Below are 12293 nucleotides of genomic sequence, written 5' to 3'. Positions count from 1 at the left end.
GGGCGCCGCGGTCGCGTGCTCGGATCCGCCCGACAGCCATCGACGGCCATGCGGGCTCATGGCTGAGCGCTCCGGAGCGCCGCCCACCCGGTGCGAAGCCGGACGACGACCCGGTGTTATCGATAACATTCAACGTCTTGACGAGCCCGCGCCGCCCGGTCGTCCCGCCCGCCCGATCACGCACCTCGCCCCGCCGACCGGCCGCCCGAGCACGCACCTCGCGCCGCCGGTCGCACGACGCCACGAGCCGGCGGCCCGACCCCTGTGGGCCGAGCCGCCGGCTCTCCGTCGCGTTGGTGGGACCGAGCACGCCGTACGGATCAGGCCGTCCGGTTGCGGTTGTACAGGGCCTTGGCCCACAGGAAGCAGCCCACTGTGATGACGGCGCACCAGACGACCGCGATGATCCCGTTGGCGCCGATCCCGGTACCCAGGAGCAGGCCGCGAAGGGTCTCCATGACGGGCGTGAAGGGCTGGTAGTCCGCGAACAACCGCACGGCGGTCGGCATGGAGTCGGTGGGGACGAACCCGCTGCCGAGGAACGGCAGGAGGATCAGCGGCATGGGCAGGTTGCTGGCCGTCTCGACACTGTCACTGACCAGACCGAGGGCGACGGACAGCCAGGTCAGCGCGAAGGTGATCATGGCGAGGACGCCGATCGCCGCGAGCCACTCGACCGCGTTGGCGTTGGGTCGGAACCCGACCAGCAGCGCCACGAGGATGACGGCCACGAGGCTGAGCATGGTCTGGACCAGGCTGCCCAGTACGTGACCCGTCAGTACCGACGGCCGGAAGATCGACATCGTGCGGAACCGGGCGATGATCCCCTCGGTCATGTCCATCGCGACCGAGATGGCGGTGCCCTGCGCGGCGCTGACCACGGTGATGAGCAGGATGCCGGGGGTGACGTAGTTGGCGTACTGGGAGCGGTCGCCGGACGGGCCGAGACCGGCGCCGAGCGTGCCGCCGAAGACGTAGACGAAGAGCAGCAGGATGATGATCGGGATGCCGATGAGCAGGAACGTCATCGACGGGTACCGCCGCATGTGCAGCAGGTTGCGCCGCAGCATGGTGCTCGAGTCGCGGACGGCGAGGGAGAGGGTGCTCATCGCGCGGGAGCCCTTTCGTGGTCGGGTCGGCCGGCCCGGGTGTCGGGCTGACCGGTGAGGGTGAGGAAGACGTCGTCGAGGTCGGGGGTGTGCACGGAGAGCCCCGCCACGCTGATCGAGGCGCGGTCGAGCTGGTCGAGCAGGGATCGCAGCGACCCGACCCCGCCGTCACTCGGCACCTGGAGGGTGAGCGCCGCGTCGTCCCGGGTGGCGCTCTCGAACGTCCGGGCCGCCGAGTCGAGACCCTCCTGGTCGGCGAACTGCAACACGACGTGGCCGCCCGGGATGAGCCGCTTGAGCTCGCGCGGCGTGCCCTCGGCGATCAGCCGGCCGTGGTCGAGGAACGCCACCCGGTCGGCGAGCTGGTCGGCCTCCTCCAGGTACTGCGTGGTGAGCAGGATGGTCACGCCCTCGGCGGCGAGTGCGCGGATGATGTGCCACATGGCCCGGCGGCTGCGCGGGTCCAGGCCGGTGGTCGGCTCGTCCAAAAAGATGACGCGGGGCTCGCCGACCAGGGTCATCGCGAGGTCGAGCCGGCGGCGCATGCCGCCGGAGTACGTGGACACCGGCTTGCCCGCCGCGTCGGTCAGGTCGAACTGGTCGAGCAGGTCGGCGATCCGCCGCCGACCGGCGGCCCTGTCCAGGTGGCACAGGTCGGCCATCAGGGTCAGGTTCTCCCGACCGGTGAGCAGGTTGTCGACGGCGGAGAACTGACCGGTGACGCCGATCAGCGCGCGTACCGCGTCGGGTTCCCGGGTCAGGTCGTGGCCGAAGACGCGGGCGTTACCGCCGTCGGCGTCGATCAGGGTGGAGAGGATCTGCACTGTGGTGGTCTTGCCGGCGCCGTTCGGACCGAGCAACGCGAAGATGGTGCCCTCGGTGATCATCAGGTCGATGCCGTTCAGCACGACCTTGTCGCCGTAGGACTTGCGCAGGTCGGTGGCGACGATCGCGGGGTTCATGGAGCTGGTCATGGTCTCCTCATTTGTGGTCGGCGGGGCGGTGGGTCAGGCGCGGCGGATCATGATGTCGCCGTAGGAGGTGTTCGCCCGGACCTCGACCGTCTCGTCGGTCTGCGCCGGGCTGTCGGTCGACTCCAACGCGTTGTGCACGCGGCCGTGCTTGGAACTGACGTCGAGCCAGGCGGCGGTCCCGCGACGGATGCCGACCTCGATCGCGCCGAAGGAGGTCTGTGCGTCGACCGCGCCGCGGGTGACCTCACCCAGCCGGAGGTTGCCGTAGGCGGTGCGCGCCGTCACCGACGCCTGCGAGGCGTCCACTGTGATGTCGCCGTAGGCCGTGTTGATCCGGACGTCGCCACCGCTGCGGCCGATCCAGCAGTCGCCGGACGAGTTCTTGATCTCGGCGGTGCCGTCGACCGCACCGATGCGCACCTTGCCGGACGATGCCTTCACCCGGGCGGAGCCCAGCACACGCTCGACCGCGACCTCGCCGTGGCTGCTGTCGATCTCCAACGGCCCGGTCTCGTCGAGACGGATGCCGCTGCCGGTCTTGATCCGACACTCGCCGAGCCGACCCTCGCAGCGGAACGCCGCCCAGGCCGCCTCGGCGTACACCCGCGACCCGGTCGGCACCTCGATCTGGACGTCGACCGACGGCCCGGGGCCGAACCCGTAGCGGCGCCAGCTCTTCGGCACCCGGATCACCAGTCGCCCGGCGGCGAACTCGACGGTGCTCTGTTCGGCGGCGCTCACGTCGGCCTTGCTCGACGGGTCGCGGGGCCGCACCGTCACCACAGTGTCGGTGCGGTCGCTCGCGGCGATCCAGGCATCGCCGATCGGCAGCTCGATCTGGACGGAAATCGGTTCTGGCGTCTCGAAAACAGGCATGGTGGTCTCCCGAACTGTGGTCGGCGGAGGTCGCCGCTGGTCAGCGGCGTGGTGGTGGAAGGGGTACGGGGAGTTAGCGGGCCCAGCCGGTGAAGTGCTGGCCGGAGGTCGGCTCCACCCGGCGGGGTGGACGACGCTGGGTGTCGCCCGCCCCGATGGCACCGGCGACGGCGCGCACCAGCCAGGCGTTGACCGAGAGCCCGGCGCGGCCGGCGGCGTCCTCGACGCTGGCCTTCAGGTGGTCGGGGAGCCGCAGGTTGATCCGCGAGGTGCCGCCCTCGTCACCGTCGGGGGCGGACACCGGCACCGCCAGCGGTGGCGGGCCACTGGGCTCGGTCGCCACCTCGGCCGGCGGGCTGGCCGGCGTCACCACGAAGTCGGGCTCGCGCCCGCGCAACCGGACGTGCACCGATCCCGGTGCGAGGTCGCGGGTGATCTCGTCGGCCGCGTCGGACAGCGCTTCGAGCAGCGTGAGACGGGTGGCCGCCTCCAACTGCGCGAAGAGTCGTTCGGCCAGCGCCCGGGCCTCCGGGTCCACGCCCTCCGCGGCCACGGCGAACTCGTTACGCAGGTTCTCGACGTATGACCTCAGCTCCATGACGCCATCATGGCACCACTTTGGCTCAGAGTGCAACAGTAATGGCTCAAGAAGGTGCCGCCACCTGGCTCCGCCGGGGGTCACCCGGCTCTCAGAGATCCCCGAAAAGCTTCCTGACCAGGTGATTCGCGTCCTCCTGGTCCAGCCCGGAGGCGACCAGGAGGTCACTGACGGTCGTCCGGACCTGTGCCACCACCACCGCACCCGAGAAGCCGACGCCGTCCCGATAGGCGTGCCCGGCCGTCCGGACCGCCCGTAGCGCCTGCTCCCGGGCCCGGTTCGGCTCGGCGCCGGCGGCGAACTGCCGCTTGAGCAGGCGGACCGCCTCGGCGAGATCGGCCACCGCCGTCGGCAACGACTCCGGCACCGGCTCGCCGTCCTCGATGAGCGTCACCGATCGTCGGATCAGGGTGCCGCTGTTACGCATCGCCCGGTCGATCGGCTCCGCCGCCCGCGCATAGCGGCCCACCGGCCCGTGCCGTTGATGCCAGTACACCGGTGACAGGGTGCTCGCCTCCCGGGCGCCCTGGGTCGCCTCGACGAACGCCTTCAACCGGCCCGCGCTCTGCCGCAGCTCACTCCGGGCGGTACGGGCCCGAGCGGCGTCCCGCTCGTTCAGCGCCTCGGCGGTGGCGTCGAGCTGGGTGGCGAGGAGGTCCAACGCCGGCCGCGCGGCCCGGTTGAGCACCCGCAGCGGGTTCAGCGGCAGCAACACGGCGGTGACCAGTAGCGCCACCCCTCCCCCGACGAGCGCGTCCACGAACCGGGGGATCTCCAGATCCCGGACGGCCGGGCTGAGCGTGGCGATGAGCACCGCCGTCGCCCCGGCCTGGATAACCACCGCCGCGCTACCGGCGAGGAAGAGCGCGACGACGATCGCCAGCGTGACGATCAGGGCGAGCTGCCACCACCCGGTGCCGATCACCAGGAGGAGCAGGTCACCGATCAGCACTCCGACGGTGACACCGATGATCAGCTCGACGGTGCGACGCAACCGCTGGCCGACGGACGCGGCGAGCGTCGAGACGGCGGAGATCGGCGCGAATACCGGCTGCGACACGTGCAGCAGCGAATGCGCCACCAGCCAGGACAGCGCCGCGGCCAGACCGGCCTGTAGGGCGAGGCCGCCGATGGTTCGTACCCGACGGACCCGGTCGCGCAGCGCGGCCACCAAGCGGTCCCACCACCGGGCGACGGTCGACGGGCCCGCGTCCGCTCCGCGCCGACCGGCAGCGACCATGGCGGCACCTACCCCGCCACGACCGGATCAATCCTCGCCGGCACGGCCCGGCCGTGCTCAGCGCGAGGCGAGCGCCTTCTCGGCGTACGCCCAGAGCCGGTCGGCCGCGGCCGGGTCCAACGCGTGGGCGGCGACCCCGCCGGTGGCGTCAGGGCCACCGGGAACGACCTCGGCCTCCTGGTTGTCGTCGAAGTACCGGCCGCCGACACCGTCGAGCAGGGGTGAGCCGGCGAGCAGCACTGTGGTCGACGCGCCCTGGTCGGGCTTCTTGTAGTACTCCGCCTCGATGAGGTTGCCCGCCTCGTCCATCGCGCCCATCGCCCGCATCGTGTCGTCGTCGATGTGGCGCTGGAGGTTGGTGAAGATGTACCCGGGGTTGAGGGCGTTCGCGGTGATCCCGTCGCTGGCCCACTGGCGGGTGATGCCGACCGCGAGCAGGACCTCAGCGGTCTTCGACTGGCCGTAGGCCGACCACGGGTCGTACGGGCGCCGCTCGAACTGCGGGTCGTCGAAGTCGAAGGGTGCGGCAAGGTGTGCCCCGGAGCTGACCATCACGACCCGGGCCGCCTCGGCGGCCCGCAGATTGTCCTGCAGCCCCCGGACCAGCGCGAAGTGGCCGAGGTGGTTCGTAGCGAGCTGGAGTTCCCAGCCCACGGCGGTCAGCTGGCGGGTCGGGATCGCCATGATTCCGGCGTTGGCCACCAGCACGTCGAGCGGGCCCTGCCAGGCCGCGACGAAGGCGTCGACCGACGCCAGGTCGGCGAGATCGAGGGCGGACGACCGGACCGCGCCCACTGTGGCATCGGTGGCGAACTCCTCGGCGAGCCGGTCGGCCGCTCGAGGATTCCGGGTCGCGACGGTGACCTCGGCGCCGGCCCCGGCCAGCGCGCGCACCGTCTCCACACCGATGCCGGAGGCGCCCCCGGTGACGATCATCCGACGGCCGGTGAGGTCGACACCGTCGAGGACCTCGGCGGCGGTGGTACGGGCGTTGAACGGGGTGGTGAGGCGTGGGTTCGCTGTCATGAACCCAGGTTACGAACGCTCGGATCGGACTGCCTATAGTCTGGAGTCCTTCATACTTTCGTGAGCGTCCAGAAGAGGTGGGGATGGTGGATCCGCTGGAGGATGTGCTGGCCCTGCTCGGCGCGACGAGCCACGTCTCCGCCGGCCTGGTCGGGGGCGGACGCTGGGCCGTCGGTTTCGACCCACCGGCCGGGGCCAAGTTCAACGCCGTCCGGCGGGGCCGATGCTCGCTGCGGGTCGACGGCCACGCCGAGCCGATCAACCTCGGTGCGGGCGACTGCTTCCTGCTGACCCGACCGGCGGCCTACACCCTCTTCAGCGACCCCGACGTGCCGGTCCAGCCCGCGTACCCGATCTTCGCCGCCGCCACCGACGGTGTGGCGCAGGTCGGCGACGGTGACGACGTGTTCCTCATCGGCGGTGCCTTCACCCTGGGCGGACGGGCGCGCAGCCTCCTGCTCGACAACCTGCCGCCGGTCATCCACGTACCCGCCGACACCCCGGAGGCCGGTACCGTCCAGTGGGCCCTCGGCGAGATCGACGCGGAACTGCGATCCACGCGACTCGGCTCCCACCTCGTCGCCGAGCACCTGGCGCTGGTCCTGCTGATCCGAGTCCTGCGGCTGCACCTGGCCCGCGACGAACAGCCCACCTCCGGGTGGCTGGCCGGTCTCACCGACCCGGTGGTCGCTCCCGCGTTAGGCGCGATGCACGCGCGACCCGCGCACGCGTGGACGGTGGACGAGGTCGCCCGGACGGCCACCGTCTCCCGGTCGACGCTGGCGGCCCGATTCAAGAAGGTCGTCGGGGTGGGCCCACTGGAGTACCTGACCGGGTGGCGGATCGAACTCGCGGCCGACCGCATCCGGCGCAGCTCCGACACTGTCGCCACCATCGCGCAGGCCGTCGGATACGGCTCGGAGAGCGCGCTGAGCGTGGCCTTCAAGCGCACCACCGGCCTGTCGCCACGCGCCTACCGCACCGAGCTGGCGAAGGCGGGCCGGAACGACGTACCCGAAGCGACAGTGACCGCCGGTCGGGCCCGGCCTGGGCGGTAGCGCCCCGGCCGGCCGAGATTGAGGGCGAGCGGATCGGGTAGACCCGGCTCTGCCGTCACCGCGGTCGGCTGCCCGGCGCGCGACGTCGGGTGGGTCGCGGGACAACGGCTGCGAGACGCCTCGGGGGGACATCGGATGGATCAGCGCGGTTGAGCGGGCCGGACGACTCCGGTGACGTCGTGGAGCTACGGGTGCACGGAGTCTCCGGCGCGAGCGCCGCACAGGTGCTGAACCTGCAACAGATCGGGCAGGTCGCCGGTGACCGCAATGGCGGGTTCTACCGGCCGCGCCCCCGAAACTCCGACAGCACCGGCGCGCACGGGGTGACGCTTGAGGCGTACCGCTGGGGTGACCTGCCGTCCGGGACCGTGGCCCGCACCCTGGCGGTGGTCTTCCTGCTCCCCTTCATGCTTGTCAACGTCGCGATCTGGATGCGCCCGGCGAACCCGAGTTCCGAGGCGACGGTCAAGTCCCTGTGCCGGCTGCTGGCGCTCACCCTCACCGTGTTGTACGTGCTCGCCATCGCCGGCGTCGCCCTGGACCTCGTCGGTTGGAAGTGCCTGGCCTCGCCGGACTGCCTGGCCGGACGCAGTTGGTTGTCCTGGTTGGGTGGACGGCCGGTCGGACTGCGGCTGGCGGTGCTCGCGCTGGTCCCGGCCGCCGCGATCGGCCTGATCTGGCGGGTCAGCTGCCGTCCCGGGCGGACCTTCGAGGCGTTCCGGGCACCCGATCAGGGCAGCTCCACGTCTCGGCTCGGCACTGTCGGTCAGTGGGACGCCGAGCCGCTGGTGGGCCGGTTGCGCGCCATCCACGTCGCCGCGGCCTTCGCGACGCTGGATCTCGTCCTGCTGCTGGGCCGGGGTGCCGGTGACGCCTCGCCGGCCACGATCGCGCTGACGGCGATCACGGGGGTGGTCCTGACGGGCTGCGTGGGGCTGCTCTGCACACCGCCGCTGATGGACCGGGCCCCCGGCGACCAGCGGCTCGACCGGGTCACCCGCACCCTCCGGACCGCTGCCATCGTGCTGACCGTGGTCGTCGTGGCACACGTGTCGACCAGCTCGCAACCCTGGCCTGAGGAGCGGGAACTCCCCGGCTACGACTCGACGCTGACTGCTCTGTTCGTGGCGCAGACGACGCTGTTGGCCGCCCTCGGCGTGGTGCTGCTCTGGCACCGGAGCCGGGAACACGGCGCCACCCCGCTGTTCGGACTGGGCGCTCTCGTTGTCGCCGCCACCGGGATCAGCATGGCGGTGGCGTACTCCGCCGAACTGGTCTACCGGGTGGCGGACTTCCTGGACCGCGACGTACCGACCGGAGCGGGCATCGCCTCCGGCCCACCCCGCGCCTACACCTGGGCGATCTTCGGCTTCTTCCGGGCGGTGCTGGTCACCGCGATCATCGCCGTCCTCGTCATCCTGATCTCCCGCCGGAGTCGACGTCGGGCCGCGGCGGCGATAGTCGCGCGCGACTTCCCGGACCCGCCGGCCGAGGCAGGACCCCGGCTGCGGCAGATCCGAGACGCGATAGCCCGGGCTCGCTTCACCGAGAAGCTGGTGCCGTTGGCAGTGCTCTACGGTTGCCTCGCCGGAATCGGCACGGCCACCACCACCATCGGCCTGCTCGGGCAGGTCCCGAGCGACGTGCTCGAGCGGAACATCGGATTGCCGGCGGGCGCGATCACGTTCGCCATCGCGTTCGGTAGCTGGGTGATCGCGGCGATCATCCTCGGCCTGATCATCGGCGGCATCTTCGCGTACCGGACCGAGCCGTACCGCCGCCACATCGGTGTCCTCTGGGACCTCGGCACCTTCTGGCCCCGGGCCGCCCACCCGTTCGCGCCGCCCTGCTACTCCGAGCGGGCGGTGCCGGAACTGGCCCGCCGGATCACCTACCTCGTCGAGCGCGGCGACGCGGTGCTGCTCACCGGGCACAGCCACGGGTCGGTTCTGCTCGCCGCCACGGTGCTCCAACTGCCGCCGCAGGTCGGTGACCGGGTCGCCCTGCTCACCCACGGATCGCCGCTGCGCCGCCTCTACGCACGGCTCTTCCCCGCGTACGTCGACGACGCGGCACTGCACGAGATCGGCCGGCGGGTGGGTTGGCGCTGGGTGAACCTGTGGCGCGACACGGACCCGATCGGTGGCTGGATCTTCTCGCCGCGTCCCGCACCCGCGCCGGCCACCACCGGTGACCCGGCCGCCGCTGTGGATCGTCGACAGCGTGACCCCCGTGACGTGGTGACACCCCCCGGGGACAGCGTCGCCCCATCCATCCACGGGCACTGGCCGGGCGAGTCCGACGAGCCGTTCACCGAGGCGGTACGGGAGTTGGTGCAGCGCCTCGGTGGGCGGGCCGGTCCGCCCGGGACGCCGGGGTAGCAGGCCGGCTCAGTGTCCCCGGCCCGCCCGGGCACGCCAGTCGTCCAGGGCGATGCCGGCGAGGCGGGCACCGTCCGCCGGGACGAGCGAGCGTTCGCCCAGCTTGGCGCCGAAGTACCGGGCGTCGGGGTCGGCCACCACCGAACGACGGTCCTGTTGGTCGGCGAGGAGGGATCGGCCCAGTTCGTCGAGGCGGAACTGCTCCGGGCCGGCGACCTCGACCACGGAGTTCGTCGGCGCGCCGAGCACGACCTCGGCGACCGCGGCCGCGACGTCGTCCGCGGCCATCGGCTGAATGAGCACCGGTGCGAGGTGCACGGTGTCGCCGTCCGTGGCGGTGTCGATGATGCCCTGGAGGAACTCGAAGAACTGGGTGGCATGCACCACCGAGTACGGGAGTCCGGACGCGACGATGAGCCTCTCCTGGGCGACCTTCGCGCGCATGTACCCGCTGTCCGGGATCCGGTCGCACCCCACGATGGAGAGCGCCACGTAGTGGTTCACCCCGGCGTCCGACGCGGCGGCGAGGAGCGTCCGGGTCGAGGTCTCGAAGAACTCCAGTACGGCGGCGTCCTCGAACGACGGCGAGTTCGACACGTCGACGACGACCTCGGCGTCGGTGAGCGCACCGGCCACTCCCTCACCGGTCAGGGTGTTCACGCCGGTCTTCGGCGATGCCGGCACCGCCTCGTGGCCCTGGGCGCCGAGGCGGTCCACGAGCTTGGAGCCGATGAGGCCGCTGCCCCCGATGACGACGATCTTCATGGTCGCACCACGTCCTGTCTGCACTGGGTTGAATCGTGCTGCCAACCAGTAAGACGGAAAGCGTGCGCGGATGCAGGACAATCGCCAGAGAACAGTTCGACGGAGATCAGGAGGTCGACGTGGCCACGGTGTCCCACCCGGTGTTCGCTCGGGTCTACGAGCGGCTCAGCGTCGCCATGGACCGCGCCGGCACGGCGGCGTTCCGCCGCGACCTGGTCGCCGGCCTCTCCGGGCGGGTGATCGAGATCGGCGCGGGCAACGGGCGAATGTTCGCCCACTACCCGCCGGGGGTGACAGAGGTCCTCGCTGTCGAACCGGAGCGGCGTCTGCGTGCCGCTGCCGAGCGCGCCGCGGCGGCCGCGCCGGTTCCGGTCACTGTCGTCGACGGTCTGGCCGAGGCGCTGCCCGCCGGGGACGGCGAATTCGACGCGGCGGTGGTCGCGTTGGTGTTGTGCACAGTGCCCGATCAGGTGAGCGCGTTGGCCGAGATCAGCCGGGCGCTGCGCCCCGGGGGCCAGGTGCGGTTCTTCGAGCACGTGGCCGCCGAGGAGACCACCGGCCTGCACCGCGCCCAACGACTTCTCGACGCCACACTGTGGCCGAAGCTGTTCGCCGGCTGCCACACCAACCGCGACACCGTCGCCGCCATCGGGGCGGCCGGCTTCGAAGTGGAGCAGCTGCGCAGGTTCCGTTTCCCGGCCACCAGCAACAGCCCCTCCTCCCCCTGCGTCCTCGGCCGCGCGGTCAGGCCGGTCCCGACGGTCCGGCGATAGGCCGAGATCAGCTCGACCGCTTCACCGCCCCACCCGCCCGTCGCGGAAGCGGCGAACAAGAACGCGAAGGTCGATCCAGTTCAGATAGTTACCACCCGGCTATTGTCCCATTTTGCTCTCATTTGAACACCTGACGTGATGTGGTGGTCAGCGCGCTCATCGGCGCCTTACAGGCCGTATCACGCAGGACGCCACTCGCTGGCCGTCTCCTGCGAGTAGTACCCACGGAGGGTGTTCTGTGACAGCTAAACCCAAGAATTGGCTACGGCGGCGAGTTGTCCTGCCGTCGCTCGCGGCTGGCGCAGCCGCCGCAGTGGCAGCCAGCCTGCTGCTCTTCAGCTCGACCGCCGCGAACGCGCAGGAAGCACCGGTCAACCTGGGGACGGCGGCCGACTTCTCCGTCCTGGCCGGAGCGGAGCCCACAAACACCGGCCCCAGCTTCCTGGCCCAGAGCCTCGGGCGCTTCCCCGGAAACACCGCGTCCGGCTTCGAAACGGCAACCATCGGCGGCGAGATCCACCTCGGCGACGCAGTCGCGCTCCAAGCTCAGAGCGACCTGACCATCGCCTTCAACGACGCCGCCGGCCGGACCCCGTTCACCATCCTTCCGGCGGAGCTGGGTGGCAACACGCTCAACGAAGGGGTCTACCGGATCGGGGCCGCCCAACTGACCGGACCGTTGACGCTCAACGGCCAGGGCGACCCGTCGGCCGTGTTCATCTTCCAGGTCGACTCCTCGCTGACAACGGCGTCGAACAGCAGCGTCGTCCTGATCAACGGTGCTTCGGCCTGCAACGTCTTCTGGAAGATCGGCAGCTCGGCGACGATCGGTACCGGCACCACCTTCGTGGGCACCATCATGGCCCAGGCCGCGATCACGATGGCCACGGGCGCGACCCTCCAGGGCCGCGCGCTGGCGCGCACCGAGGCCGTCACCCTCGACACCAACGTCATCACCGCACCTAACTGCGCCGGGCCGACGGGACCACCCGGACCGACCGGCCCGCCCGGGCCCACCGGTCCGCCCGGCCCGTCCGGTCCACCCGGCAGCCCCGGCGCACCCGGCAGTCCAGGAGCACCGGGTAGCCCGGGAGCACCCGGCAGTCCAGGAGCACCGGGTAGCCCGGGAGCACCTGGCGCACCAGGTAGCCCGGGAGCCCCCGGAGCACCGGGTAGCCCCGGCGCACCCGGTCCGTCCGGACCTCCCGGAGCACCCGGGCCACCCGGCAGCCCTGGCGCACCCGGTCGACCTGGTGGCGGCGGCAAGCACCCCATCCTGCCGGTAACCGGCAGCGGTACGGTCCCGGCCATGACCGGCGTCGGAGGTGTGATGGTCGTGCTGGGCGCTGTCGCGTTCTTCCTGGCCCGGCGTCGACGCCTGGAGTCCTGATCGGTGGCCCGGCCGGTGTGATCCCGGCCCGGCCCCCGCACCTCGGGCGGCCCCCCCCCCCCCCCCCGCGGCCCCCCCCCCGAGCGCCAAGGGGAGGCGGGCA

At 71.5% G+C, this 12293-nt stretch carries 11 protein-coding genes; 4 read left to right on the top strand and 7 right to left on the bottom strand.

Annotated features, from left to right (window positions below):
• Window positions 1–320: 320 nt before the first annotated feature.
• The 6 genes from ABZ794_RS33020 to ABZ794_RS32995 all read right to left on the bottom strand — a co-directional run bounded on the left by ABZ794_RS33020 (window position 321) and on the right by ABZ794_RS32995 (window position 5823).
• Window positions 321–1109, bottom strand: coding sequence for an ABC transporter permease (locus tag ABZ794_RS33020; protein ID WP_210781571.1), 789 nt, complete (start codon window positions 1107–1109; stop codon window positions 321–323).
• On the bottom strand, window positions 1106–2083 hold the full coding sequence (locus tag ABZ794_RS33015; protein ID WP_210781573.1) for an ATP-binding cassette domain-containing protein: 978 nt from the start codon (window positions 2081–2083) through the stop codon (window positions 1106–1108). The genes ABZ794_RS33020 and ABZ794_RS33015 overlap by 4 nt, the downstream gene beginning before the upstream one ends.
• A gap of 33 nt (window positions 2084–2116) precedes the next feature.
• The gene (locus tag ABZ794_RS33010) at window positions 2117–2959 is read right to left on the bottom strand and encodes a DUF4097 family beta strand repeat-containing protein (protein WP_210781575.1); all 843 of its coding nucleotides are present in this window, start codon (window positions 2957–2959) and stop codon (window positions 2117–2119) included.
• A 73-nt stretch (window positions 2960–3032) separates the two neighbouring features.
• A complete protein-coding gene (locus ABZ794_RS33005) occupies window positions 3033–3557 on the bottom strand; it encodes a hypothetical protein (protein WP_210781577.1) in 525 nt (174 codons plus the stop codon).
• A 91-nt stretch (window positions 3558–3648) separates the two neighbouring features.
• Window positions 3649–4797 carry an FUSC family protein gene (locus ABZ794_RS33000; protein WP_210781579.1) on the bottom strand — a complete coding sequence of 383 codons (1149 nt, stop codon included), beginning with the start codon at window positions 4795–4797 and terminating at the stop codon, window positions 3649–3651.
• Window positions 4798–4854: 57 nt separating this feature from the next.
• Window positions 4855–5823, bottom strand: a complete 969-nt coding sequence (locus ABZ794_RS32995; RefSeq protein ID WP_210781580.1) for an SDR family NAD(P)-dependent oxidoreductase — start codon at window positions 5821–5823, stop codon at window positions 4855–4857.
• Window positions 5824–5909: 86 nt separating this feature from the next.
• On the opposite strand from ABZ794_RS32995, the gene ABZ794_RS32990 reads away from it, so the two are divergent.
• Together ABZ794_RS32990 and ABZ794_RS32985 are read left to right on the top strand one after the other, a co-directional pair.
• Window positions 5910–6881 (top strand): AraC family transcriptional regulator, encoded by a 972-nt coding sequence (locus ABZ794_RS32990; RefSeq protein WP_357519320.1) that lies wholly within the window; start codon window positions 5910–5912, stop codon window positions 6879–6881.
• Between the two features lie 149 nt (window positions 6882–7030).
• The gene (locus ABZ794_RS32985) at window positions 7031–9262 is read left to right on the top strand and encodes a hypothetical protein (RefSeq protein ID WP_357519318.1); all 2232 of its coding nucleotides are present in this window, start codon (window positions 7031–7033) and stop codon (window positions 9260–9262) included.
• Between the two features lie 9 nt (window positions 9263–9271).
• Here ABZ794_RS32985 and ABZ794_RS32980 read toward each other — a convergent pair whose 3' ends face one another.
• Complete coding sequence (locus ABZ794_RS32980) at window positions 9272–10027, bottom strand: SDR family oxidoreductase (RefSeq protein ID WP_210781584.1); 756 nt, start codon at window positions 10025–10027, stop codon at window positions 9272–9274.
• A 119-nt stretch (window positions 10028–10146) separates the two neighbouring features.
• On the opposite strand from ABZ794_RS32980, the gene ABZ794_RS32975 reads away from it, so the two are divergent.
• Both ABZ794_RS32975 and ABZ794_RS32970 read left to right on the top strand, forming a co-directional pair.
• Window positions 10147–10800, top strand: a complete 654-nt coding sequence (locus ABZ794_RS32975; protein ID WP_238689583.1) for a class I SAM-dependent methyltransferase — start codon at window positions 10147–10149, stop codon at window positions 10798–10800.
• Window positions 10801–11113: 313 nt separating this feature from the next.
• Window positions 11114–12190, top strand: a complete 1077-nt coding sequence (locus ABZ794_RS32970) for an ice-binding family protein (protein WP_357519315.1) — start codon at window positions 11114–11116, stop codon at window positions 12188–12190.
• Window positions 12191–12293: the final 103 nt, after the last annotated feature.

Source organism: Micromonospora sp. NPDC047187 (genome assembly GCF_040643355.1).
GTDB lineage: Bacteria > Actinomycetota > Actinomycetes > Mycobacteriales > Micromonosporaceae > Micromonospora > Micromonospora salmantinae.
This window is presented reverse-complemented; position numbering and strand designations above follow the sequence as displayed.

Bases quoted from the DNA above. Each gene is read 5' to 3' on its own strand.
- ABZ794_RS33020 (WP_210781571.1), bottom strand. From the start codon at position 1,109: ATGAGCACCCTCTCCCTCGCCGTCCGCGACTCGAGCACCATGCTGCGG.
- ABZ794_RS33015 (WP_210781573.1), bottom strand. From the start codon at position 2,083: ATGACCAGCTCCATGAACCCCGCGATCGTCGCCACCGACCTGCGCAAG.
- ABZ794_RS33010 (WP_210781575.1), bottom strand. From the start codon at position 2,959: ATGCCTGTTTTCGAGACGCCAGAACCGATTTCCGTCCAGATCGAGCTG.
- ABZ794_RS33005 (WP_210781577.1), bottom strand. From the start codon at position 3,557: ATGGAGCTGAGGTCATACGTCGAGAACCTGCGTAACGAGTTCGCCGTG.
- ABZ794_RS33000 (WP_210781579.1), bottom strand. From the start codon at position 4,797: ATGGTCGCTGCCGGTCGGCGCGGAGCGGACGCGGGCCCGTCGACCGTC.
- ABZ794_RS32995 (WP_210781580.1), bottom strand. From the start codon at position 5,823: ATGACAGCGAACCCACGCCTCACCACCCCGTTCAACGCCCGTACCACC.
- ABZ794_RS32980 (WP_210781584.1), bottom strand. From the start codon at position 10,027: ATGAAGATCGTCGTCATCGGGGGCAGCGGCCTCATCGGCTCCAAGCTC.